We start from the raw sequence: 25,108 nt of genomic DNA, 5'->3' as shown, positions 1-25,108 counted from the left end.
CGGCCCGCTCCTGTCGATGGGCAACCGTCAGGCCCGCTCGACCTTCATGCGGCCGACCATTTCCATGTGCAGCGCATGGCAGAACCAGCTGCAGTAGTACCAATGCAGGCCGGCCTTGTCGGCGGTAAAGGTGATGGACGAGGTTTGCTGCGGGCTGATCTCCATGCTGGCGCCATGGTTGGTCATGACGAAGCCATGGGACACATCCTCGATCTGGTCGATGTTGGTGATGATCACGGTCACTTCGTTGCCCTGCTTGACGGTGAACTCGGTCAGACCATAAGCCGGGGCCATGGAGGTCATATAGACCCGCACATGATTGCCGTCGCGGATGACCTTGTTGTCGGTCTCCAGGTTGATGCCGTCTTTCTTGGCCATCTCCACGGTGGCCGCGAAGAACGGGTCGTTGCGGCTCCAGATCTTTTGGGTCTTGATCTGGTCCCGGCGCGCCAGGATGCAATCGTGGGGTTCGGCAAACGCAGGACCGTCATGCACCAGTTTCATTTCTTCGCCGGAAATATCGATCAACTGGTCGTTTTCCGGGTGCAGCGGTCCGGTCGGCAGGAAGCGGTCCTTGGAGAACTTGCACAACACCACCAGCCACTTGCCATCCGCTTCACTGGTTTCGGTCAGCGAGGCATGGTTATGGCCCGGCTGGTAATGCACGTCGAGCTTCTGCTTGATGTAATTGACCTTTTCGCCCTTGTAGGCGCGTATCGCTTCCTCCATGTTCCACTTCACCACCTGACTGTCGATGAACAGCGTGGTGTAGGCATTGCCGCGACCGTCGAAGGTGGTGTGCAACGGACCCAGGCCCAGTTCCGGCTCGGCGACGATGACCTCGCGGGGGTCCTTGAATTTGTCGGCGAACAGGTCGTCCAGGCGGTCGATGGCGATCATCGATACCGTCGGCGAAAGCTTGCCGTTGGCAATGAAGTATTTGCCATTGGAGGACGTGTTGAGGCCGTGGGGATTCTTCGGAACCGGGATATAGCGGGTGAATTCGGAGTCTTTTCCATCGGTTTTACGACCGTCGACCACCGGCACTTTCGAGTCTTCCAGAGTGATGAACTTGCCGGCCTTGATGGCAGCCTCGATGCGCGGGATGTTGAACACCACGACCCAGTCGCGCTCGTTGCGCATCATGCCGCCAAGGTCGTAGGCCTTCTCCGAGTTGTAGCAGGTGGAGGCGGCGTACTTGCCGGTGTAATCGGCGTCGGCGTTGTCCAGGTTGCCGTCGACGATCACCTGGAAGGCCATTTCCATTTTCTCGGCATCAATGGCATTGAACATAGTGAAGCTGTTCTTGTCTTGCAGATCGAACGTGTGGCCGTCATTGGGGTGCGGGATAACGAACTCGGCATTGGCGAACACATACTTGGTGTAGGGCACTTTTTGCAGGCGCAGGCCGTGAATGGCTTGCACGTTGGGCACCGTGAGAATCTTGTCGCACTTCATGATGTCCAGGCGGATGCGCGCGACCCGGGAGTTGGCCTTGTCGTTGATGAACAGGTACTTGCCGTCGTACTTGCCGTCCGTCATGGAGATGTGCGGGTGATGGCAATCGCCGTTCTGGAACTTCGCGCTGTCGCCCAGGATCCGCTTGCTTTCATTGGTCAGGCCCCAACCGGTAGCAGAGTCGACGTTGAACACCGGAATACGCATCAGTTCGCGCATCGACGGCACGCCCAGCACCCGCACTTCGCCCTGATGACCACCGCTCCAGAAGCCGTAGTATTCGTCCAGTTCGCCTGGGCCGACATGGACTTTCGCCTGCGCATCCTTGACCGCCGAGGCCCAGGATTCGCGGCTGAACACCGCACCGCCCAGTGTGGTGGCACCCGCCAGCACCGCGCCGGTCACAGCACTGCTGCCCAGAAAACCGCGACGACTGAGTCCGGTCTGCTCTTCGTCCTGCACGGGCTTTGTGGATTCTTTGTCAGTCATGCTGCGTACTCCTTGAAGGGATAAAACGGTCACTGCGGACGTGCGCTCGCGAGCTTCATTCAGGAGACGTCACTTCCACGACAGGTATCAGTTGCACAGCCACGGGTGCCGGTTTGCCGCGCTTTTTGCGCTTGTTGATCAGCGGCGGGCATTTGTCGTCGTTGTGGTAGGTCATCTGGCAATCGAGGCAGTAGTGGCACTCGTTGGCATTAATCCGGCCATCCGGGTGAATCGCCTGGATCTCGCATTCCTTGGCGCACAACTGGCAGGGGTTGCCGCATTCCTTGCGGCGCTTGAGCCAGTCGAACAGGCGTAGTTTGGTCGGGATCGCCAGCGCCGCGCCCAACGGGCAGATGTAGCGGCAATAGACCTTGCGCGTGAAGATGTTGATCACCAGCAGCGCCACCGCGTACAGCACGAACCACCACTGGCGGTCGAACCTGAGGGTGATGGCGGTCTTGAAGGGTTCCACCTCGGCGAACAGTTCGGCGGTGGACATCGACTCCAGGGAGATGCCGAAGAGCAGCAGCAAAATGATGTACTTGATCGCCCACAGCCGCTCATGGACCGCGAAGGGCAATTCGTATTGGGGAATCTTCAGCTTGCGCGCGGCTTCGTTGATCAGTTCTTGCAAGGCGCCGAACGGGCACAACCAGCCGCAGAACACGCCACGGCCCCACAGCAGAATGCTCGCGGCGGTGAAGACCCACAGCATGAAGATCAGCGGATCGGTGAGAAACAGCTCCCAGCGAAAGTGCTCGAACAGCGCATGGACGAAGGTCAGGACGTTGACCACCGACAGCTGCCCCAGGGCATACCAGCCCAGGAACACCACGGTGAAGAGCAGGTAACCGCGACGCAGCCAGTGCAGAAAACGGGGCCGGCGAGCGAGCTTGTCCTGCAGGAACAAGATCGCCGTCAGCAGCAACAAGGCGCTCGCGAGTACGGCGATCTGGAAGTATTTCTGGTACCAGATGGTCAGCCACATCGGCCGGTTGGCTTCCTCGATGGCCGCCAGTTCTTCGGCACTGGGTGCGGGTCGCTCAAGGTATGGCTCGGGCAGTTGATAAGCCAGTTCGAAACTGCTGAACGTGCCACTGACCGGACCGGTCTGACGCCGCACCAGCAACTCCAGGGACCAGGCCGAGCCCGGATCGAATCCCGCCGCTTTGCGGACAATGAACACCGACATTTCATTGAAGTCGGGCATGCCCTTGGCAAACACGTCGGAGAGCCGCTGATGGTCCATGTCACGGAAACTGATGACATTGCCGAACTGGCGCAATTGCACCCGATCGAAAATCCCGCCACGCACATAGCCCGAACCTTTATAGGAATACTGCCCACGACCCAGTACCGCGATGGCCTGCTCGCCGGGTTTGAGTTCCTGCATGAGGACGCGATATTGATGGTCGCCCAGCAGCGCGCGGCCGATGGTCGGGGGGTTCAGGTCGGCGGTGTACAGCTCGATGAAGGTGTCATTGATTTGATCCGGGCCGGCGTCGTCGACACCTTCGGCTTCAGTGCCCTTGAAGGCGGCATCGACCTGTCCACGGGTCAGGTTCAACCGGCGAATGGCGCCGTTGCCAGTCAGTTGCTCCCACGTGGCGGATTCGAAAAAATCCTGGCGTACGGTGGCGGGTTTGTTCACCACCCCGCCCTTGTCCTCGATCAGCTTGAGCGATACAGCCACCTCATGGGCGGCACGCATGATGACCTCATTGACCACCATGGCGGTGACGGTGGCGCCGGCGATCGCATCGACAGTGACCGCGCTCGGGTCGCTGGAATGCCCGACCACCACTCGCTGGTTGACCTTGATCCCTTTGTATCGAGCACTGAAGCCGTGAAGTTTTTCTTCGGGGATGCCGATCAGCAGAATCGGTTCGTGGTGCTCCAGCACATAGGCGTCCTGAATCACGCCGGTGGTGTCGAGGATCACCTGGGTATTGATCGGCTTGCCCGAGTAGGCGGGAATATCCACCACATCCAGGCTCTGGAACACATACCCGATGACCTTGCCCGCCGCAGACAGCGTGCGCACCTTGAACGGGCCTTCGGGTGCGGAAACCGAATCGGTTTGAGGGAAGGCCTTCTCGATACGTTGCTGCTCGATGTCACCGTAGGACTTGGCCTGCACTGCCGCGAACGTCGCGATCAGCAGCAAGACCATCACTCCCAGCCCGACGCGCCAGGCGCTCCGGCTGCCATGTATCGAAGGCTGAGGGATTGTCATGAATTCGCTGATTTCAAAGGGGCTTGCGGCCATATTAGGGCGTGCTGCACGCCCTGCCCTTGATTGAGATCAACTCAATGAGATCCCTTGCGCCAGAGCGTCCCGGAGCCTCAAACGGTGCGGGAAAACTGACCCTTTTGTTCACCCCCCAGGTAAGCGTCAAACGCCATCGCGGCACTGCGCATCATCAAATAGCCTTGCGGTAACAGCACCAGTTCGTCGCGGTGAATCTGCAGGAGTCCATCCCCCACATGCTCGTCCAGTTGCGCCAGCGCCTCGGCAAAATACTCGGTGAAGCAGATACCGTGGCTCGCTTCGAACCTGGCGAAATCGACCCGGCCATGGCACATCAGGTCGCTGATCACCTCCCGGCGCAACAGGTCGTCGGCACTCAGGCGGTAGCCGCGATGTACCGGCAACAGGCCTTGATCGATCCGCGCGTAGTACTGCGAAAGCTCCTTGACGCTCTGGCTGTAGCTGTCGCCGACCTTGCCGATCGACGATACGCCCAGGCCGATCAAGTCACAGTCGGCATGGGTCGAATACCCCTGGAAGTTGCGTTGCAAGGTGCCATTGGCCCGGGCCCGTGTCAGCTCGTCCTCGGGTAAGGCAAAGTGATCCATCCCGATGTAGACGTAACCGGCCTCGGTCAGACGGCGGATGGTCAGTTCCAGCAACTCCAGCTTGCGCTCGGGCGGCGGCATGTCGGCCGGGCGAATCAGCCGTTGCGCGCGCACCAGTTCCGGCATGTGGGCGTAACTGTAGGCGGCGATCCGGTCGGGACGCAGCGCGATGATCTTGTCCAGGGTGACACCGAAGCTATCCACCGTTTGCAACGGCAGGCCATAGATCAGGTCGACGCTGACCGACTTGAAGTGCGCCTGGCGCGCGGCAGCGACCAAGGCATAGATCTGCTCTTCGCTTTGCTGGCGATTGACCGCCGCCTGTACCGCCGGATCGAAATCCTGCACGCCGAAGCTCAGGCGATTGAAGCCCAGCCCACGCAGCGTGTGCACCTGCCCGGTGCTGATGGTGCGCGGGTCGACCTCAATGGAGAACTCGTGGTCATCGCTGTCATCCAGGTTGAAGGCCTGATGCAGGCACGCCATCAGCTCGGCCAATTGTTCGTCGCTCAGGTAAGTCGGTGTGCCGCCCCCCAGGTGCAGTTGCGTGAGTGTTCGAGTGCGGTCGAACAAGGCCGCCTGCATGGCGATCTCGCGCTTGAGGTAGCCCAGGTACTCCACGGCGCGCTGGGGCTTGCGGGTGATGATCTTGTTGCAGGCGCAGTAGTAACAAAGGCTCTGGCAGAACGGAATGTGGATGTAGGCGGACAGCGGCTTGGGCACGGCCAACTGATTGCTGGCCTGCACCGCTTGCCGATAGTCGTCGACCGCAAAGGCCTGATGGAACTGCGGCGCCGTGGGATAGGAGGTGTAGCGCGGCCCCGGACGGTCATATTTGCGAACAAGGGCACGATTGAAATCAAAGACAGGCATCATGATCGATCAACTCTTGAGGGGATGAATGCCCCGGGTGGTTCACGTCCTGTTCGAACACCTGGCAGATAGCGTCCACCTCCAGCCGTCCGGCCGGAAGAATGCTGATAAAGCGCTCCGAGAGCTCGACCAGGCCATCCTCGCTCATCTGCTGGAGGCACTGCCAGGCGGCGGCGAAGTACTGGCGAAAAATCAGTCCGTAACGGCTTTCGATAGCCCGGATATCCAGCTCCAGGTCACAGGCCAGGCGCTCCATCACCAACTGCCTGACCTGATCGCCCGCCTCGCAGCGCCAGCCACGGCAGATTGCCAACTGACCACTGTGCAGCTGCTGCAGATAGTGTTCCGGGTCCTCGGTATTTTGCGCATACAACTCGTCGAACTGGCTGATGGCGCCCGGCCCGAAGCCGACATGATCGCAGTAGCCGTGCCGGGTGAAGCCGTGGCAGGTACGACGCAAGCGGCCGCGTTCCTGCGCGATCGCCAGGTCATCGTCGGGGCGGACAAACTGCCCCAGGCCAATGGGTTGATAACCGGCAGCCAGCAACTGTTCAAAACAGATCCGGCGCATCGCGCCCTTGGCGTCCTCGCTGCAGGCATCGGCGGCGTTGTGCCCGTGCCGGTAGCGCGGTGGCGGCTGGGCATAGTCGAACACCTGCACGCGATCCGGCTCCAGCTCGATGATAGCCGCCAGTTTCAGGGCAAAGCTGTGCGGGGTCTGCCAGGCGTGGCCGTACCCGAGGTCGACGTTGACCGAGCGATAACCGAAGGTACGGGCGGCATCGATCAACGAGTGAATGGGCGCAGGGTTCTGGTAGCAGGTCGCTGACCGCTCGCCGTCGGTGCCGATGTCCGGGACACCGATACTCACATGATTGAACCCCTGCTCACGCAGCACGCCCATCATCGCCCAATCGGTGTGATGCAGATCGACCTCGACGCTGTAGTCGCCGCACTCGTGTCCGAGAACGTTGAACCGGTTGCGCAGGTGCGCCATCAACCGCTGCAAAGTCTGCGCCTGCGGGGTTCCTCCGCCCAGATGGAATTGCTCGACACGTTGCCCCGCCCCCAAGTGACACCCCAGCAGGTCGATCTCGCGCAGCAGACACTGAAAATGAGGCTCAGTCCTGAAACCCGCGGGAAGCTGCACGTTCAACGACAGCGGACGACATTTCTGGCGACTGACACGCAATGCCCGCAGCACATCCAGAGAACCGATCCCGCCATGAAACTTGCGGGTGTCGACATGACAATTGGGGTCAAGCACGCCTTGGTCGTGGCGAACGAAGGGCTCGCGGCGGGCGTGGAGTAAATCGGCCATGACAGAGCTCCGAGACTGGCTGCAGGTCGCCAGTGTCCAGCGTTATCGCTCAAGGCTCCTTGATTTGCATCAAGCACCGGTGGCGCGCCGCACCACCGTCTGTCCCGTTCACCAGGTCAGATAGAACATGCCTTTGGCCAACAGCACGATGGCCACCATGTGCCCGAACAGGCTGTGGTGAATCACATTCAGGTAACGGGCCTTCATGCGCCCGCGCCTGAACAGGAACATCGCGGTGAAAAAATGCATGAGCACGCTGGCGGCCAACAGGATTTTCAACAGCAGCAAGGTGCCGAACGACGAAGCCAGCGGCGCGGCCAGGACCGGCAGGTAGCGCAACCAGACCATGCCCAGCCCGGCACCGAACAACGCCAGCAAGACCCAGGGCATCAAGGTCCTGGCGCGCCGGCCGATGCCCTGCTCGAGCAACAGCATGACCTTGGCCGGTAGCTGCTTGCGGATACTTTCCAGGAACAGGACTTCGAAGAACACCGTGCCGATAAACACCAGCGCAGCAAACAGGTGCACCGTCAACAGCAGCGGATAGCTCATGTGCCCCCCGGAACAGCTTCGGCCCAGCGTTGGGCCGCCTGGTGATCGCTATCGCGCCCCTCGACCCACTGCGCGCCCTGTGCCCCCTGCTCCTTCTTCCAGAACGGCGCACGGGTTTTCAGGTAATCCATGACAAAGGCACAGGCCTCGAAAGCCGCCTGGCGGTGGCTGCTGGTAACACCGACGAAGACGATCGGATCCCCCGGCTGCAAGGCGCCGACCCGGTGGATGAGTTCCAGGCCTAGCAGCGGCCAGCGCTGGTGGGCCTCGTCGACGATCTTGCCCAGGGCCTTTTCGGTCATGCCCGGGTAGTGCTCAAGGAACATCCCGCACACGTCCTGGCCTGCGTTGAAATCCCGCACATAACCGACAAAGCTCACCACCGCGCCCACCCCTGTGCTGCCGGCCTGCAGGGCGTTGAGTTCGGCGCCGGGATCAAAGCAGGCGGCCTGTACTCGAATCATCGTCTCAGCCCCCTGTCACCGTGGGGAAGAACGCCACTTCATCGCCGTCCTTCAAGGGTTCATCGAGCCCACACATGTCCTGGTTGCGGGCACACATGAGGTGCTGCTCGGCCAGCACCTGCCAGGCGCCGGAGCGTCCTACCAGATGCTGGCGCAATTGATCCAGCGAGGCGAACTGCCCCTCGATGACTTCGGCGTCGCGCCCCAGGGTTTCGCGGTAGCGGGAGAAATAATGCACAGTGAGTTTCATGGGGTTGGCGCCTCATAGATACCGCTCTTGCCACCACTCTTGTGCAGCAGACGCACCGACTCGATGCTCATGCCACGGTCCACCGCCTTGCACATGTCATACAACGTCAAGGCGGCAACACTGGCGGCGGTCAGCGCTTCCATCTCGACCCCGGTCTGCCCGGCCAGCTTGCAGCCTGCGACGATGCGCACCCGATTGCCGCGCTCCAGGCTCAACGTCACGCTGACGCTGCTCAGCAGCAACGGATGACACAGCGGGATCAACTCGCTGGTACGCTTGGCCGCCTGGATCCCGGCAATCCGCGCCACCGCGAACACGTCTCCCTTGGGATGGCCACCGCTGACAATCAACTGCGCGGTTTCGGCACGCATCCGCACCCAGGCTTCGGCGATGGCTTCGCGGCAGGTCACGTTTTTTTCGGTGACATCGACCATCCGCGCGTGGCCATCGGAATCGAGGTGAGTCAGCACAACTTCGCTCATGGGCAACAGGCCTTATGGTTTCGACGACAGCAACGGGTTGTCGTGCAGGCTACAGCGTCGGCTGACCCAGGCGATTGACGGTGATCAAGAAACCCCCACGACCGGAAAAACCGAAAGGTGCAGACGGGTGCTTTTCGATTGGGCAATCGCCAGTAAACTATGCGCTTGCGACCTGACGCATGCTGCGCATGAGAACCGATATGAACACCCAGCTTGAGACAAGTGATGCCCCTGAGCACAGGATCCCGCGTGATGAACACCTTTACCACGCCCCTCATCAGCCGACGGTGATAACCCCATGATCGAGGTCACCGAGGTTTCCATTGCCCAACTGCGCGCAGCGCTCGAATCCGGCCAGACCACGGCGGTTGAACTGGTCCAGGCCTATCTCGCCAGGATCGAGGCCTACGACGGCCCCGACACGCCCACTGCCCTCAACGCGGTGGTGGTACGCAACCCCGACGCACTCATTGAGGCGCAGGCCTCCGATGCGCGTCGGGCCAAGGGCCAGGCACTGGGTCCGCTCGATGGCATCCCCTATACCGCCAAGGACAGTTACCTGGTCAAGGGGCTCACCGCGGCCTCTGGCAGCCCGGCCTTCGCCAACCTGATCGCCCATCGCGATGCGTTCACCATCGAACGGCTGCGCGCCGCGGGCGCGATCTGCCTGGGCAAGACCAACATGCCGCCCATGGCCAACGGCGGCATGCAGCGCGGGGTCTACGGCCGGGCGGAGAGTCCGTACAACGCGGACTACCTGACCGCCCCCTTCGCCTCGGGCTCGTCCAACGGTGCAGGCACCGCCACTGCGTCCAGTTTCGCCGCATTCGGCCTGGCCGAAGAAACCTGGTCGAGCGGACGGGGCCCGGCCTCGAACAATGGCTTGTGTGCCTATACGCCGTCGCGTGGGGTGATCTCGGTACGTGGTAACTGGCCGCTGACGCCCACCATGGACGTTGTCGTGCCGTTCGCCAGAACCATGGCGGACCTGCTCGAGGTGCTCGACGTGGTGGTCGCGGAGGACCCCGACACCCGGGGCGACCTGTGGCGCATGCAACCCTGGGTGCCCCTGCCGAGCGTCGCCTCGGTGCGTCCGGCCTCCTACCAGGCACTCGCCGCGAATGCCTCGGCACTGGCGGGCAAGCGCCTGGGCGTGCCGCGCATGTACATCAATGCCGACCCCGAAGCGGGCACGGCGGATGCGCCCGGTATCGGTGGCCCGACAGGCCAGCGCATCCACACCCGACCCTCGGTGATCGGGCTCTGGGAAGCCGCTCGCCAGGCACTTGAAGCCGCTGGCGCCGAAGTGATCGAGGTCGATTTCCCGCTGGTCTCCAATTGCGAGGGTGATCGTCCCGGTGCGCCGACCGTATACAACCGGGGCTTGGTGTCCAAGGAGTTCCTGCACCATGAGTTGTGGGACCTGACGGCCTGGGCCTTCGATGACTTTCTCCAGGCCAATGGCGACCCCAAATTGAACCGCCTGGTCGACGTGGACGGACCGCTGATTTTCCCCCACGACCCGGGAACCCTCCCCAACCGGGAAGGCGACCTTGCCGCGGGCATGGACGAGTACGTGCGGATGGCCGAGCGCGGCATTACCCCCTGGGACCAGATCAGTACCGTGCCTGACGGCCTGCGGGGCCTGGAACAGACCCGGCGCATCGATCTCGAGGACTGGATGGACCGGTTGGGGCTCGATGCGGTGCTGTTCCCGACGGTGGCCGACGTGGCACCGGCGAATGCCGATGTCGATCCGCAGGCGGCGGACATTGCCTGGAGCAACGGTGTCTGGGTCGCCAACGGCAACCTTGCCATCCGCCACCTGGGCGTGCCCACGGTCACCGTGCCGATGGGCGTCATGCCGGACATCGGCATGCCCGTCGGACTGACTTTTGCCGGTCGGGCCTATGACGATTCGACGCTGCTGCGCTTGGCCTCGGCATTTGAGTCGACCGGGACCAAACGATTGATCCCGCCTCGAACCCCAGCGTTGCTGGCGGGCTAACCCTGCACTTGGCGGGATTGGGGCCGTGCATGCTCCAATCCCGCCGGGGTCCGACAACCACTGCGCTTACAAATACGGCGCGATATTGCCCATCCCGCGCGCCACGTACGCCTCCTTTTCCCCCACCGGGGCCACGTAGTGCAATGCGCTTTCGGCCGCTTCGACACCTTCCAGGCGAGCAATGACCCAGGCCGCAAGATAGGGCGAGGCCAGGCATCCACCGGCGGTGGCGACGTTACCGTTGGCGAAGAACGCCTGGTTCAGCACATCAACGCCGGCCGCCTGGACCCAGGGCTTGGTGGTCAGGTCGGTACACGCCGGCACGCCATCGAGCAGCCCCAGTGTTGCCAGCACCAGGGTGCCCGAACATTGCGCCCCCAGCAGTTGCCGTGACGGATCAAGCTGCAATTGCCCCATCAGGGCGCTGTCCGCGACGACTTCGCGTGTCAGCGAGCCACTGCCGATGATGACCGCCTCGGCTTCACTGGCCTCGAGCAGCGTGGCGGTGGACTCGATCACCACCCCGTTCATCGAACGGACGCGGGCGCTCGGGCTGGCAATCGATACGCGCCATCCCGGTTTCTTGACGCGGTTGAGAACGCCGAGCGCGATGAGGGAGTCGAGCTCGTTGTAACCTTCGAACGTGAGAATCGCGATATGCATGAGGAGGCCTTCGCACAGAAGTGGCTGGCAGCCGCCGCAGGTCGGCGGTTGTACGGACGCAGGCTATGGCGAATAATCAGTACAATCAAATTATTGTACTGGATACAACGCCATGGCCCGCTCCCGCTACAAGTCCCTGGTGGACGCGTTCGCCGCCGACATTCGCGCCGGACGCCTGACACCGGGTACGCGCCTGCCCACCCACCGCGAACTGGCGACCCGCGAAGGCCTGGCACTGGCCACCGCGACCCGGGTCTATGGGGAGTTGGAGGCCATGGGGTTGGTCAGTGGCGAAGCCGGGCGCGGTACCTTTGTCCGGGAGACCTCGTTGCCGCCAGGGCTGGGCATCGACCAGCACGCAGTCGCTTCGGGCGTGCTGGACCTGAACTTCAACTACCCCGCCCTGCCCGGCCAGGCCGAGTTGCTGCGGGGCGCCTTGCGCCAACTGGCGACGTCGGGCGATCTGGAAGCCTTGCTGCGCTATCAACCCCACGGCGGCCGTCCCCATGAGCGCGCCGCCGTGGCCCGGCATCTGCGTTGCAGGGGCCTGGACGTCGGTGAAGAGCAGGTGCTGATGGTCAGTGGCGCTCAGCACGGCCTGGCGACGACCGTCATGGGGCTGCTGCGCCCGGGCGATGTGGTGGCGACGGATGCCTTGACCTACCCCGGTTTCAAAGTCCTCGCCGACACCCAGCGCCTGGAGCTGGCGCCCATCCCCTCTGCCGGCTGCGAACCGGACCTGGATGCCCTGGTGCACTTGTGCAAACGCAGAAAGGTACGAGCGGTGTACACCATGCCGACCCTGCACAACCCATTAAGCTGGGTCGCCAGCGAGGACTGGCGGCAACGCCTGGTGCGCATCGCCCGCGAGCATGACCTGATCATCATCGAAGACGCCGCCTATGCCTTCCTGGCCGAAGATCCGCCGGCGCCCCTGGCGGCACGGGCGCCGGAAAGAACGGTGTACGTGTCCGGCCTGTCGAAAAGCGTCGCCACCGGCCTGCGCGTCGGCTTTGTCGCGGCGCCTGTCGGCTGGGTCCCGGCCCTGGAAAGAGCCATCCGCGCCACGGTCTGGAACACCCCGGGCGTGATGACCTCGATTGCCTGCCAGTGGCTCGACGACGGCACGGTCACGCGCCTGGAGGGAGAAAAACGCCAGGACGCCGCCCACCGGCAAGCCATGGCCAGGGCCGCGTTGTCCGGCTTTACCTGCATCAGCCATCCCAACTCCTACTTCCTCTGGCTGCCGCTGGGCGAAGAGGTTCGGGCTGAGCGGATCGCGACGGCGTTGATGGAGCAGCAGGTTTCAGTGTCCACCGCCGAGCCCTTCGCAACCTCCGCCCATCCGCCTCACGCGATCAGGCTCGCATTGGGTTCGCTGGCGCTGGACGCACTTGAGCAAGCACTCGCCAGGGTCAAGCAGGTGGTAGAGGCTCATTCTTTTTGAGGGGCCGCCAGAAGAGTCGGCAAGCGATAGCATTTTTCCAGCTTGCCGCCTTTTCCCTTGAACGCAATCGGTCTAACAAGCCCGACTTGCTTCGAGCTAGCTTTGCTATCCTGAAGGTGTAGGTGAAGACGCAGACTGATGCGCAAGAGGATAGCAAGGAGACGTGGGGCGCGTTCCGAAGGGTACACGGTTAGAAAGATCTCCGCGCTGGGATCCAGCCCTTATGCCGTGTGAAGCAGAAAAGCCCAATTTGAATAATCTTTTCTGTGAGAGGCCTGATAAACCTTGTAAGCCGGAGACCAGCACCGGCCACCTACTCGATTTCCAAAGCCCGCCTTGTGCGGGCTTTTTCGTATCGACAGGCGCCAGGTCAACTGACTCGGGCTGGAAAACGCCCACCCGTCCGGGTGAGCGCTCTCTGGTCTATACACTCAAGCCTTGCTGCCTGGCTCGGGCAACGCGGCCATGGCGGACGAGCGGGCCAGCAGGTAATACAGCATACCCGGCACCACCAGCCCGACGATCCAGGAAATATCGACGCCACCCAGCTGCGCGACCATCGGCCCCGAGTAGAAATGGGTGTCGACAAACGGCAACTGGATCAACACACCGATCACATACGTCCCGATCCCCAACAGGTTCCAGCGACCATACCGCCCCGCCGGATCGGACAGTGCCGGGATGTCATAGCGCTCTTTGTTGATGAAGTAGTAATCCACCAGGTTGATCGCGCTCCAGGGAGTGAAGAAGGTCAGCAGGAACAGGATGAAATACTTGAACGAGGTGAGAAACGAGTACTGCCCCAGCAGTGCCAGCGTGGTGGATGCCGCGACAATCAGCAGCACGAATACCATGCGTTGCCCGGCGGTAATCTCCAGGCGACGGCGGAAGCCGCTGATGATGGTGGCCACGCACATGAAGCTGCCGTAGGCGTTGAGGGTGGACACCGTGACCTTGCCGAAGACCACGCTCAGGTACAACAAGGAGGCCATCACCCCGGTGCTGCCCAGGCCGACGATGGTCGCGACTTCATGCCCGCGAAAGTTGGCCCCGGCCAACGCCGCGGCAAATACCCCCAGCACCATCGACGCCTGGGCGCCCAGCACCGTGCCCAATCCGACGGCGGCGAAGGTTTTCCACGACGACGTCTTGCTCGGCAGGTAGCGCGAGTAGTCGGCCACGTAGGGACCAAAGGCGATCTGCCAGGATGCCGACAGGGACACCGCCAGCAGGAAGGTGCTCCAGCCAAAGTGGCGATTGTCCAGCAACAGGCCGATGTCGTTGAGGGTCATCAGGCGGGTAAACAGGTAAGCAAAGGCAATGATGCCCAGCACACTGGCCACCCGGCCAACCAGGTGAATGACCCGATAGCCGAAGATCGTCAGGAACGCGATGCAGGCGGCAAAAATCAGGATGCCGGCGCTGTCGCTGACACTGATCAACTGGGCGATGGCCTGCCCTGACAGCACCGCGCCAGTGGCGCTGAAACCCAGGTACATCAGGCACACCAGCACAATCGGGATGGCCGCGCCATAGACGCCGAACTGCACGCGGCTGGAGATCATCTGCGGCAGCCCGAGCTTGGGCCCTTGCGCTGCGTGCAGCGCCACCACCGCGCCGCCCAGCAGTTGGCCGATCAGCAAGCCGATCAGCGACCAGAACACATCGCCACCCAGCACCACGGCCAGGGCCCCGGTGACGATGGCGGTGATCTGCAGGTTGGCGCCGAGCCACAGGGTGAACTGGCTGTAGAGACTGCCGTGACGCTCGGCCTCGGGGATGAAATCGATCGAGCGTGTCTCGATCAGTGAGCTGCGTTTGGGACTATCGATGACCTGGGTCATGGGGTGTTTCCTTGGCGGAACCGAAAGCGGCTGTTGTTTTTGTTGTACGGGCATGAACTTAGAATGTTTTGCTGGCGCTGGCTACCACCGTGGCCTCGCACAGATCGTTGTAACCATACCAACTGGCGCATTCGCTTTTTGACAGGTCGGTGTCGACATAGCTCAGCCCCCAGGTCACGCCCACGAAGTCACGGGTCAGCTTGGCTTCCCACTCGTAGTAGGACTCGCGGTTATCACCGCTGGCGGTCCAGAACGCCGGATCCTTCACGTCGTTGTGCCCCACGCGCAGGTCCAGGCCGAACTCGGCCGGCAAGGCGAGTGTGTAGCCCAGGTAGGCGTACAGGGTGTCCTGGTCTTCACCAAAGTAGTTCGGGGTGTCGTTGGAGTAGTAGGCGCCGAGCTTGACCCCATACAGGTCAAGGACGGCGTAGACCTCGCCCAAGTTAAATTGGCTGTCCTTGGGGTAGTCGTACTTGATGTAGCCAAGGTCCAGGCTGATGGCCTCGGTCGCCTGCCAGTAGTAGCCGGCGTAGTACTCGAGTTCCTGGCGCGTATTGTAGCCACCGCCATAGTCCACGTTCGACGTCCAGGCGCCGATGTACAGGCCACTGCTGTGCAGCAACGTGGCGCCCCCCTGAATCGCCGGATCGCCCAGGGTCTGCGAAATGCCACGGGTGCGATAGTCGCTGACGGCGCCCAGGGTGACTTCGAGGCCGAAGTCGTCATTGAGGGTCAGGGCCTGTGCGGTCAGGGGGGCCAGTACCAGGCCGGCCAGGGCGAAGATTGAGCGAGCGTTCATGTAAAACCCTTATTGTTGTTTTTGAGTGTGCGGGTAAATTCGGGCAAGGCGCTGCCAGGCCCCTCGATGCGGGAGGAGCCAGGCAGTTGTTACGTGCGACGGGGGAAGCGCTGGTCAGGACGCCGGGCCGTACACCTGTTTGCCGGCAAAGAAGGTGTTCAGGACCTTGGTTTCGAACAGGTCCTCGTTGCTGACCTTGAACACATCGCGGTCGAGGATGATCAGGTCAGCCTGCTTGCCAGGCGCCAGCGAGCCGATCTGCTTGTCCAGGCGCAGGGTCTTGGCGGCGTTGAGGGTGTAGGCCTGGAACATGGTCTGGCGGTCGACGCTTTCCTTGGCGTTCAACACACCCAGCGGCCCCTTGCGCGTGATGGCCTGGGCAATGGCGTTCCATGGGTTAGGGCTGGAGACTGGCCAGTCACTGGCACCGGCGATCATCGCCCCGGCGTGTTGCAGGGAATTGGCCGGGTACTGGTAACCGTAGGCAAAGGCGCTGATGTACGGCTTGACCAGTTCGACCGTGTAGCTCTCACCGGTGGCCCAGAGCAATTGCATGGAGGCGATCACCCCCAGTTGCTTGAAGCGCGGGAACTCCTTGGGGTTGACCAGTTGCAGGTGGCTGATGCTATGGGGCATCGGCTGCGGATTGAGCTTGCGCGCGTATTCAAAGCCATTGAGCGACTCACGCACGGCCCGGTCGCCGACCGCATGCATGTGCACGATCCAGTCACGCTTCTCCGCCGCCACCACCAGCTCACCGAAGTGCGCCGGGTCGATCAGCAGTTGCCCGTTCTTGTGGCTGTTCTTGAACGGTACGATGACCGCGGCCGTTTGCCCCGGATACTCCAGGACACCGTCGGCAAACACCTTGATCCCGGGGAACGTCAGGTTGGGCACGCCCTCGAACTTCTTCATCACCGTGGCCAGGACTTCCAGGTCTGCGGGCTTGCTCTTGGGGTTGGTCACCAGCAGCGCCGCGACGTGGGCAGTGAGTTCGCCCTTCTGCGCCAGCTCACGGTACAGCGGCAGTACGCCGACACTGTCCGGGGTGGCCTTGAAGTCGAACAGCGAATCTTCGCTGCCGCCGTTCGAGGCCGCGTCCATCCAGGCGGTGACGCCATATTCATTGTTGATTTTCACCGCCTCGCGGGCAGCCTTGACCATGGTCGCTTCATCCGGCGCGGGAATACCGTTGCGCACCTTGTCCCAAAGCGACTCGGCAAAGTAGCCGTTAGGAGTGAAGTCCGCCTCGTGGCCCACATAGCTGCGCTCTTGCTCCGACAGGCCCTTGACCAGTGCTGCATCGATCTTCAGGCGCTTGAGCATGGCATTGTTGGCCCAGCCGGTATGCCCGTCGATTCCGCTGAAAACGATCGGCTGGTCAGCCCAGCGGCCCTGGTTGAACACCTTCCCCAGCTCGCGGCTTTTTTCCCAGTAAGCCGAACTCGTCCCGGCAATGCTGATCACGTCACCGGCACGGGCGCGGCCTGCCTTATCCTGCTCGATCAACCACTGCTCAAGCTCCGGCAGCGGCTTGACTTCGTCCAGCAGGTTAGCCCGCAGGCTGTCGAACGCGCCCACCACCGGGTGGCTATGGGTATCGATCATCCCGGGCATCAGCACCTTGCCCGCCAGATCGATGCGTTGGGTACTGGCGTCGGCCAGGGCATTGATTTCGGCATCGCTGCCGACCTTGAGAATCTTGCCATCCTGCACTGCTACCGCCTGGACCAACCCTTGTCCGGGTTCGGCGGTGAATACCTTGCCGTTGAACAGTACGAGATCGGCGGCGGCCATCGCCTGCACCGAGGATAAGGCCAATGCGGCGGCCAACAGGTTTGGAATAAATCTTTGCATCGGAACGCTCTCTAGTTTTCTATTGGGCGGATCGGGAAATCGAAGCCTGGGTCGACGCCGTCGGCGCAAGGCCGGTGAACGGTGCCTTGGCCCACACCACCTTGCCGCCGACCAGGGTCAGCAGCACGCTGTTGCGAGCCAGTTCCTCTTCAGGTGCTTGCATGAAGTTCTTGTCCAGCACGATCAGGTCAGCGAACTTGCCGACCTCGAGCGAGCCGACGACGGCCTCCAGGCGCAGTTGCTCGGCGGCATTCAAGGTGATGGAGCGCAGCACTTCGGCCCGCGTCAATGCAGGGTCGTCATTGAGCCTGCCGGCGTACTTGGGACCATAGCTGTGGGGGTTCAGCGGATCGCCCGAACGGGTTACGCCAATCTTCAGCGCGAGGAATTCATCCAGCGGGTCAACCGGCCAGTCGCTGCCATAGGCCACCCGGCCACCCGCGCGGTTGATGCTGCCCGAGGGCTCCATGCGGGCAAAACGCTCGGCGCCCAGGTGCTCGTTGGTGCCGTCGACCGTGGACGGTGCCTGCTGGGCCCACTGGAATGACATGTTGGCGGTCACGTCCAGCGCCTTGAAGCGTCCGTAATCGGCGGGGTCCACCGTCTCGGCATGGGTGATCGCCGGGCGGAACCCATTGCCGGGCAATTGGCCGCGCACGTATTCGATGCTATTGAGCGCGTCGCGCACCGCCCGCTCCCCAGTGGCGTGCAGATGCGGATCAAGGCCGGCCTGGACCGCCTGCAGCAGCAACGGATTGAGCACTTGCGCCGGGAAGTACAGTTCGCCGAGGTTTTTCCCGGGGGTCCACTGGGGCGCCTTATCGGTTCCGGCGTTGTGCAGGTAGGGGGTCAACAGAGCTCCGGTGTCGGCCGGGGCGTTGATGATGCCGTCCATGAACAGTTTGACGTGACGCATGTTCACCCCCGGCGCCACCTTGGCCTCGCCCTGGTCGAAGGTGCTGGCCAGCGCCTTGGCCTCGGCGATGGTCTTGGCCGGGTCCGCTGAGGCGGCGGCCGGGTCCAGCTTGATCGCCAGCAAGGCCCGGGCCGTCAACTCACCCGACTGTTGCAGGGCGCTGAAGGCCTTGGCGTTTTCCGGGCCCGACAGGGCGTCGAAGAAGCTGGTAATGCCCTGCTGACGCAGAGCATCCAGCGCGGCACGGGCCTGGTTCAGCTTCTCGGCGTCAGTGGCCGGCGGCACCACCGCGGCCATGGCCTCGGCCGCACCGTCCTCGCAGATGCCAGTCGGATTGCCGGCACTGTCGCGGGCGTACTTGCCGTCGCCCGGATTCACGGTGTCCTTGTTGATGCCGGCGAGCGCCAGGCCACGGGAGTTGGTCAATACGGTATGGAAGTCGGTGGAGCGGACCTGAATCGGGCGATCCGTCTTCAGCGCGTCCAGGGTCGACTTGTCGGCGTCGCCGTCGAGCCCCGTCATGCCCATGCGGTCCCAGCTGCCCACTTCGAGCCAGACATCGGGCCCTTTGTCCTTGTCGGCATCCAGGCACGCCTGAATGCTCGCCTGGAAGGCCGCCCGGGTCATCGTCTGGTATTTCAGGTCGCACAAGGTCATGGCGCGCCCGCCGTCACCCGGGTGCATGTGGGCGTCGATGAAGCCCGGCATCAGCATGCGCCCCGCCAGGTCCACCTGCCGTGTCTGCGTACCGATGTACGGGCCGAGCCCGGCATCGCTGCCCACATAGACGATCTTGCCGCCCGCGATGGCAATCGCCTGCTGCACGGAGTTGCGACCATCGACGGTGTAGACGTAACCGTTGCGCATGACCATATCTGCCGGTGCTGCGGCCTGCACCTGCCCCATCAGGGCCGTGCAGGAAAGCGCCGTTGTCGTGGTAATGGCGATAAACAGCCTGGACAATCTCAAATGCCTCACCCCTGTTCTTATAATTGTGGAAGTGGCCCTGACACGCTGCCGTGCAACCTGTGAGGTATGCAGGGCACACCCTATAGAACGCGGGAGCGGAAAGGACCTCCACAAATGAGGAGGGGCAAGAGCAGGCTTACGTCCACAAAGACAGGTCAGCACCCACCAATCAAGCCGCAGGGCATGTGTACGCTGCCTCTGTTCTTGATTGAACACTGTCTTCGTGGCGAGGGAGCAAGCTCGCGCTGGGGCGTGAAACGCCCCCAACAAGATGGTTGCGGTCTTTCAGGTAAACCCCGGTGACGGGTCTTGGGGCTGCCGGGCAGCCCAGCGCGAGCACGCTCGCTCGCCACGGGAACAGCGTTCACGCGTTACTGAGACCGGCACTTGGTGGGAGCGGTCCGGGTGGTGCTCCGCCCGCCTGCCGTGGAGGTCTATGATGATGAGGCTTGCCTGACGGGCGTCAGGAGTGAGAACGCAGCGCCGAACCCAGCTCGACCTTGCTCTTGACCCCCAGTTGCAGGTAGCAGTTACGCAGGTAGGTGCGCACGGTCGCGGGACTCAACGCAAGGATCTTGGCGATTTCCTTGTAGGAGTGGCCGGCGGCGAACAGCATGGCGGCGGTCCGCTCACGGGGCGCCAGCACCACCCCGCGGGCCTGTGCCTCAAGGGACAGGATCACGTGGTCGGCATTCGGGCTCAGTGTCAAGGCACTGCGCCCCAGGCGCATCACACAAGGTACTTTCTGCAGTTGCGCGATCACTTCCGCCGGCAGCACCGAACCGTTCCAGCCCGGTACCTCGCGCTGAATCGCTGCACACAATTGCGCCCCCACGTACAGCAGACTGCCGTCCATGCGCGCCACGCCGAAGTCCGTCGCCCCGTCGCCCGTGTCGGAACGGATCATGTCCTGCACCTGGAATCGCCACAATTGCAGCAAGTGATCGCAAAACGCCGCGAACAAGCCGGCCTCGCGCTCGTTGAACCCGGTGTCGTCCAGGCCACGGTACAGGCAAACGAAGAAATTCAGCCCGCTTTCGGGCAACTCGAACGTGACGCACATCAGGTAGAAGAGGTCGTATCGCCGGGCAAACTCATTGACCTCCTCGTCGGGGTCGTTGAAGCCGCTGTCACACACCACCTGCCCCGGCAGGTTCAAGGTGGTCCGGGCAAAACCATCTGCGCCTGCGACCTTGCTCCACTCGCCCACAAACGACTCGGGCAGATTGATTCGCCCATGCATCCAGCTTTGCGGGGAGGCGCTGGTCTCGGTCCCGGACATCTCGCCCCACCAGGCCGATGCAAAGGGCACCAGTTGCCTAAAGGCCTGCAGGCCCTCGGCAATGAAATGAGACCCGCCACGCTCACGTGCCAGGCTCGACAACTGAAGAACGCAACGATTGAACGCCTTGAGCGTTGCCATCGATATCTGTGTGCCGCCTACCTCACCCGCCACCATCGTTCCGACCCCGATTACTGCGTGACTTATCCTCCGGACGATGCCACAGGCGGTGCGATAGCGTCCAGCACGGTCGGGACTGGTCGCGGCCCAACCCTGTCCCGTCAGATCCGGACAGTGTGCCCGGCAAGGCTATCCAGCCAGCACGACCACGCGGCGCTCCCCAATCCCTGTCGGGAGCGCTGCGTTCACAAGGTTGACCGGGTCATTGATCGTCGATTTTTTTCGACGACTGCGTGCGGTCTTCGGCGCTTTCTTCAGCGTTTGGCGGTTCAGAGATGCCGCCGGGGGTGAACACATGGGTCAGCAGCTCTTTGGCATCGACCTCGCAGACGCCAGGCACTGAGCGGGCGATCGCCACGGCCTGTTCACATTGCTTGTGGGTATTGACCCGACCGCTCAATGCCACGGTACCCGCGTGGGTTTTGACATTGATGTGCAAGGCCAGGTTCGTGTCTGCAAAGGCCAGAGCTGATTTCACCCGGGTCGTTATCCACGCGTCGTGCACGGCCGCTCCCACGTCGTGGGAGTAATGCTGGAAGGAATGATTTTTCATGGCAGGTGCCTCTATCGTGTCATCAAGCGGACGGCTCATCCCACCGGCTGTGCCACCCGCTGCCGTTCAGGCGGGCACAAGGGATTCCCGATGCGTTGTGGCGCCACAGCCACACCGACACTGACTAATTATAGTGCGGCCTGCCCGCAGTCGGTGGCCTCCAGCAAGACCGTGACCGGGCCGGTGTATTCACCATCAGGCCTGCCGCTCATCACCTTCCCTTATCGGCAATGACATCCCCTCACGCCCGGCGCAAGGTGACCCCCTCAACCGGAGGGAATCGCCATGCTCGATACACTGAAACGGATCAACTCGACCTCAGCCTTCAACCGCTGGGGCGGCTTCGAGGTCACCCACGCCGCCAGCGGAGAGGCGGAACTGTCGATGACCTTTCGCGAGTCCGACATGGCGCAATATGCCGGGTTCCTGCATGCGGGGCTGATCGGCGCGCTACTGGATACCGCCTGCGGATTTGCGGCGGGAACGGTGGCCGGCAATGTATTGGCCTCGCACTTTTCAGTGAACTGCCTGGCACCGGCCGTTGGTGAAGTGTTCATTGCCCGGGCAACCGTGATCAAGGCCGGTAAAAAGCAGGTGTTCGCCCGCGCCGAGTTGTTCGCGCAGAACGGCGATCAACGGAAACTGGTGGCCACCGGCGATGCGATTCTGGTGCCGATCGAGGATCGCTGAAAGACTAGGCTTGCAGGGACAAACTCAAGATTGACGGGAGGTTTCCATGCAACTCGAAGGCTCCTGCCACTGCGGCGCGGTGTCGTTCAGTGTGACCAGCGCCCACCCCTACCCCTATCAACGGTGTTATTGCTCGATCTGCCGCAAGACCCAGGGCGCCGGCGGTTATGCGATCAACCTCGGGGGCGATGCCGCCAGCCTGAAAGTACGCGGGCGCAAACACATCACGATTTACCATGCGCGGCTCAAGGACGACGGCGACAAACGCGCCCGTCGCAGCACCGCCGAGCGGCATTTCTGCGCGCTGTGCGGCTCGGGATTATGGCTGTTCAGCCCTGAGTGGCCGGAATTGATCCATCCGTTTGCGTCGGCCATCGACACCTCGCTGCCAATACCGCCGCAGCACACCCACTTGATGCTCGGGTCCAGGGCCCCCTGGGTGGAGGTCGAGGCGCATCCGGGCGACCGACAGTTCGACGTCTATCCCCAGGAGTCCATCGCCCAATGGCATGAGCGCCTGGGCCTGAGCCGAGCATGAGCACTACCCCGTGGCGAGCTCGGTGACGCTCCAGATGCTGAAGAGTCTTTGACCATTTACCGGTCTTGTTTGAGCGACAGGCGGCCCGTCAGAGCGTTGGCACACCGCTGTGGAAGCGGAACTCGACGTCCGGGGACTCGATCAGCTCCTGCTCGGCGGCGCGTACCCTGTCGATCACCTGGGCGATGTCCTTGGCGTCGCCATACTGGTAGGCCAGTTTCAGGTAGCCCTGGAAATGCCGGGCCTCGCTTTTGAGCAGGCCGAAGTAGAACTTGCCCAGTTCTTCGTCCAAGTGCGGCACCAGCGCTTCAAAGCGCTCGCAGCTGCGGGCCTCGATAAAGGCACCGACCACCAGGGTGTCCACCAGCTTTACCGGCTCATGACTGCGCACCACCTTGCGCAGGCCCGAGGCGTAGCGCCCTGCAGACAGCTGGCGCAGTTCGATCTTGCGCTTTTTCATCAGGCGCATGACTTGCTCGTGGTGCACCAGTTCTTCCCGGGCCAGGCGCGACATCAGGTTGATCAGGTCGACATGGGAGTGGTACTTGGCGATCAGGCTCAAGGCTGTGCTGGCCGCCTTGAACTCGCAATTCTTGTGGTCGATCAGCAGGGTTTCCTGATCAGCCAGTGCTGCCTGAACCCAGCCGTCCGGCGTGCGGCAACCCAGAAACTCGTGAATTTCAGGAAGGATCATTGGCTCGCTTCCGACAGTTCAACAGGCACATTGGGCAGGACGGCGACGATTTCAGGGGTCAGTAACATGAGGCTCACGGGTAATAGGTTCAAAGCGAGGGCGCGATTATACCGGGCTGCCGGCAGACCACCAGTCGCCTCACTTGATATGCATCAAGACCCCAGGCCGCGACCAACAACTATAGTTGAGCAACGAGGCCATTTTCATTCAACGGAGAGTCTGACCATGCAAGCCATTCGCAGCATCCTGGTGGTGATCGAGCCACTGCCCGACGAAAGTCTGGCCCTCAAGCGCGCCAAACTGATCGCCGGAGTGACCCAGGCCCATCTGCATCTGCTGATTTGCGATAAAAAGCAGGAGCACTCGGCGCTGTTGACCGTGCTCAAGGCCAGCCTGCTCGACGAAGGCTACAGCGTCACCACCGAGCAGGCGTGGCACGACAGCCTGCACCAGACCATCATCGACGTGCAGCAAGCCGAAGGCTGCGGGCTGGTGGTCAAGCAGCACTTTGCCGACAACCCGCTGAAAAAATTCCTGCTGACCCCCGACGACTGGAAGCTGCTGCGCCAGTGCCCCAGCCCGGTGTTGCTGGTGAAAACCGCGAAACCCTGGACCGGCGGCACCATTCTGGCGGCCATCGACGTCGGCAACAGCGACCCCGAACACCGGGTGTTGCACGCCAGCATCGTCGACCATGGTTTCGACATCGCCCACCTGGCCAAGGCCCAGTTGCACGTGATCACCGCCCACCCATCCCCCATGCTGTCGGCCGCCGACCCGGTGTTCCAGCTCAAGGAAACCATCGAGGCGCGCTACCGCGAACAGTGCAAGGCGTTCCAGGCCGAGTTCGACATCGACAACGACCACCTGCACATCGAGGAAGGCCCGGCGGACGTCTTGATCCCCCACGCTGCCCATAAACTGCAGGCCTCGGTCACGGTGATCGGCACCGTGGCGCGCAGCGGATTCTCCGGGGCCCTGATCGGCAATACCGCGGAAGTGGTGCTCGATGCCCTGGAAAGCGACGTGCTGGTGCTCAAGCCGCAGGAAATCATGGATCACCTGGAGGAGTTGGTGAGCGCCGGCAAGTAAGACGCCTGCAAGACCGTTATCGTCGGATCGTCCCCGCAGCTTGCTCGCGATGACGATCCGGCGATGTCATGGGCGGCTCAACCGCCGAAATTGTCCTTGAGAAACCCCGGTGCTATGTAGCGCTGGTAGTGCGCCTCGGACAGCAGGAAGAATTCCCGATCAATGGCATCGCGCAACTCCGGCAGGTTCCACTCGCGAAACTCCGGCAGCAACACCATCCCGTAGGCCTCCAGGTTGTTGATCACCCGCGCGCCCCGGGCAATCAGCTGATAGGCCCAGCAATATTCCGACTGATGGGGCACGAAGCGGATTTTTCGCGATTCCAGCTGTTCGCGCAGGCGCCAGGGGTCGAAAACTTCCAGTTTTGCGGCCATGACCTGCACCAGTAACTGCTCGAGACGCAGCCATACGGCGCGTTTTTCTTGCTCGTTGTAACCGTTCCAGTGAATCACTTCATGGTGGAAACGCTTGCAGCCACGGCACACCAAGTCCCCGTAAACAGTGGAGCAGAGGCCGATGCAGGGGGTCTTGATGGTCTGATTGGGCATAGGTAGGCAAAACGCGAAAAAGCAGAATAGGCCGGCATGTTAGCCCTTTGTCTAGCATTGATCACCCCTCACTAACTTACCTTTAATTTTTTTTTGCCGTAGAATCAGCCAGCCTTTTTAGGCGCCAATGTCCGTTAGAAGCTGTTTTCAAAGCGTCACGAGCACAGTCGTTCCTTCAGAGCGGTGTTGGCGAAAGGTTTTTCAGCGGTGAAAAACCTGACGCCAACCCTCATCAGCTCCCCGTTCTGCAGGCGTAAAACTTTGAAAGCAGCTTCTGTAA

Annotated in this window: 22 protein-coding genes; 5 read left to right on the top strand and 17 right to left on the bottom strand. The window is 62.2% G+C overall.

What is annotated here, in order from left to right:
* Positions 1-27: 27 nt before the first annotated feature.
* From nosZ to moaC, 8 genes are all read right to left on the bottom strand, one after another.
* Positions 28-1,947, bottom strand: a complete 1,920-nt coding sequence (nosZ, locus tag CKW29_RS09985; protein ID WP_095148344.1) for a TAT-dependent nitrous-oxide reductase — start codon at positions 1,945-1,947, stop codon at positions 28-30.
* A gap of 55 nt (positions 1,948-2,002) precedes the next feature.
* On the bottom strand, positions 2,003-4,183 hold the full coding sequence (gene nosR / locus CKW29_RS09980) for a transcriptional regulator NosR (RefSeq protein WP_256584852.1): 2,181 nt from the start codon (positions 4,181-4,183) through the stop codon (positions 2,003-2,005).
* A 110-nt stretch (positions 4,184-4,293) separates the two neighbouring features.
* On the bottom strand, positions 4,294-5,682 hold the full coding sequence (gene hemN, locus CKW29_RS09975) for an oxygen-independent coproporphyrinogen III oxidase (protein ID WP_095148342.1): 1,389 nt from the start codon (positions 5,680-5,682) through the stop codon (positions 4,294-4,296).
* Positions 5,666-7,000: a hypothetical protein gene (locus tag CKW29_RS09970; protein WP_095148341.1), complete on the bottom strand. Its 1,335-nt coding sequence runs from the start codon at positions 6,998-7,000 to the stop codon at positions 5,666-5,668. The genes hemN and CKW29_RS09970 overlap by 17 nt, the downstream gene beginning before the upstream one ends.
* 108 nt (positions 7,001-7,108) lie before the next feature.
* Entirely contained in the window at positions 7,109-7,552 is a 444-nt protein-coding gene (locus CKW29_RS09965; protein WP_095148340.1) for a CopD family copper resistance protein, read from the bottom strand.
* Positions 7,549-8,016 (bottom strand): molybdopterin synthase catalytic subunit MoaE, encoded by a 468-nt coding sequence (gene moaE / locus CKW29_RS09960; protein ID WP_095148339.1) that lies wholly within the window; start codon positions 8,014-8,016, stop codon positions 7,549-7,551. The genes CKW29_RS09965 and moaE overlap by 4 nt, the downstream gene beginning before the upstream one ends.
* Before the next feature lie 4 nt (positions 8,017-8,020).
* Entirely contained in the window at positions 8,021-8,266 is a 246-nt protein-coding gene (locus CKW29_RS09955) for a MoaD/ThiS family protein (RefSeq protein WP_095143396.1), read from the bottom strand.
* A complete protein-coding gene (gene moaC, locus CKW29_RS09950) occupies positions 8,263-8,736 on the bottom strand; it encodes a cyclic pyranopterin monophosphate synthase MoaC (RefSeq protein WP_095148403.1) in 474 nt (157 codons plus the stop codon). Before moaC ends, CKW29_RS09955 begins: the two co-directional genes overlap by 4 nt.
* A gap of 310 nt (positions 8,737-9,046) precedes the next feature.
* Between moaC and CKW29_RS09945 the strand changes: the two genes are divergently transcribed.
* Entirely contained in the window at positions 9,047-10,756 is a 1,710-nt protein-coding gene (locus CKW29_RS09945) for an amidase (protein WP_095148338.1), read from the top strand.
* Between the two features lie 66 nt (positions 10,757-10,822).
* Here the strand turns inward: CKW29_RS09945 and CKW29_RS09940 are convergent, their stop codons facing one another.
* Positions 10,823-11,419, bottom strand: coding sequence for a DJ-1/PfpI family protein (locus tag CKW29_RS09940; protein WP_095148337.1), 597 nt, complete (start codon positions 11,417-11,419; stop codon positions 10,823-10,825).
* A gap of 112 nt (positions 11,420-11,531) precedes the next feature.
* On the opposite strand from CKW29_RS09940, the gene CKW29_RS09935 reads away from it, so the two are divergent.
* The gene (locus tag CKW29_RS09935; protein ID WP_095148336.1) at positions 11,532-12,866 is read left to right on the top strand and encodes a PLP-dependent aminotransferase family protein; all 1,335 of its coding nucleotides are present in this window, start codon (positions 11,532-11,534) and stop codon (positions 12,864-12,866) included.
* A 431-nt stretch (positions 12,867-13,297) separates the two neighbouring features.
* On the opposite strand, the gene CKW29_RS09930 is transcribed toward CKW29_RS09935, so the two are convergent.
* From CKW29_RS09930 to CKW29_RS09905, 6 genes are all read right to left on the bottom strand, one after another.
* Positions 13,298-14,710 (bottom strand): cytosine permease, encoded by a 1,413-nt coding sequence (locus CKW29_RS09930; protein ID WP_095143392.1) that lies wholly within the window; start codon positions 14,708-14,710, stop codon positions 13,298-13,300.
* Positions 14,711-14,768: 58 nt separating this feature from the next.
* Positions 14,769-15,509, bottom strand: coding sequence for a TorF family putative porin (locus CKW29_RS09925; RefSeq protein WP_095148335.1), 741 nt, complete (start codon positions 15,507-15,509; stop codon positions 14,769-14,771).
* Positions 15,510-15,623: 114 nt separating this feature from the next.
* Positions 15,624-17,366 (bottom strand): amidohydrolase, encoded by a 1,743-nt coding sequence (locus tag CKW29_RS09920; RefSeq protein WP_095148334.1) that lies wholly within the window; start codon positions 17,364-17,366, stop codon positions 15,624-15,626.
* Positions 17,367-17,385: 19 nt separating this feature from the next.
* Positions 17,386-19,251, bottom strand: a complete 1,866-nt coding sequence (locus CKW29_RS09915) for an amidohydrolase (RefSeq protein ID WP_177452419.1) — start codon at positions 19,249-19,251, stop codon at positions 17,386-17,388.
* 463 nt (positions 19,252-19,714) lie between these two features.
* Entirely contained in the window at positions 19,715-20,710 is a 996-nt protein-coding gene (locus CKW29_RS09910; RefSeq protein ID WP_095143389.1) for a helix-turn-helix transcriptional regulator, read from the bottom strand.
* 205 nt (positions 20,711-20,915) lie between these two features.
* Positions 20,916-21,266, bottom strand: a complete 351-nt coding sequence (locus tag CKW29_RS09905; protein ID WP_095143388.1) for a BON domain-containing protein — start codon at positions 21,264-21,266, stop codon at positions 20,916-20,918.
* A 285-nt stretch (positions 21,267-21,551) separates the two neighbouring features.
* Between CKW29_RS09905 and CKW29_RS09900 the strand changes: the two genes are divergently transcribed.
* Complete coding sequence (locus CKW29_RS09900) at positions 21,552-21,956, top strand: PaaI family thioesterase (RefSeq protein ID WP_095143387.1); 405 nt, start codon at positions 21,552-21,554, stop codon at positions 21,954-21,956.
* Between the two features lie 46 nt (positions 21,957-22,002).
* Positions 22,003-22,494 carry a GFA family protein gene (locus tag CKW29_RS09895; RefSeq protein WP_095148333.1) on the top strand — a complete coding sequence of 164 codons (492 nt, stop codon included), beginning with the start codon at positions 22,003-22,005 and terminating at the stop codon, positions 22,492-22,494.
* Between the two features lie 88 nt (positions 22,495-22,582).
* Here the strand turns inward: CKW29_RS09895 and CKW29_RS09890 are convergent, their stop codons facing one another.
* On the bottom strand, positions 22,583-23,188 hold the full coding sequence (locus CKW29_RS09890) for a tRNA-(ms[2]io[6]A)-hydroxylase (protein WP_095082378.1): 606 nt from the start codon (positions 23,186-23,188) through the stop codon (positions 22,583-22,585).
* 225 nt (positions 23,189-23,413) lie between these two features.
* On the opposite strand from CKW29_RS09890, the gene CKW29_RS09885 reads away from it, so the two are divergent.
* Entirely contained in the window at positions 23,414-24,280 is an 867-nt protein-coding gene (locus tag CKW29_RS09885; RefSeq protein ID WP_095148332.1) for a universal stress protein, read from the top strand.
* 77 nt (positions 24,281-24,357) lie between these two features.
* Here the strand turns inward: CKW29_RS09885 and CKW29_RS09880 are convergent, their stop codons facing one another.
* Positions 24,358-24,828 carry a DUF1289 domain-containing protein gene (locus tag CKW29_RS09880; RefSeq protein ID WP_095143384.1) on the bottom strand — a complete coding sequence of 157 codons (471 nt, stop codon included), beginning with the start codon at positions 24,826-24,828 and terminating at the stop codon, positions 24,358-24,360.
* Positions 24,829-25,108 lie beyond the last annotated feature (280 nt).

It is taken from the genome of Pseudomonas sp. Irchel s3a18, assembly GCF_900187535.1.
In the GTDB taxonomy this organism is placed as follows: domain Bacteria; phylum Pseudomonadota; class Gammaproteobacteria; order Pseudomonadales; family Pseudomonadaceae; genus Aquipseudomonas.
Note: the sequence above shows the minus strand (reverse complement) of the source record. Positions and strands in the feature narration are given on the sequence as shown.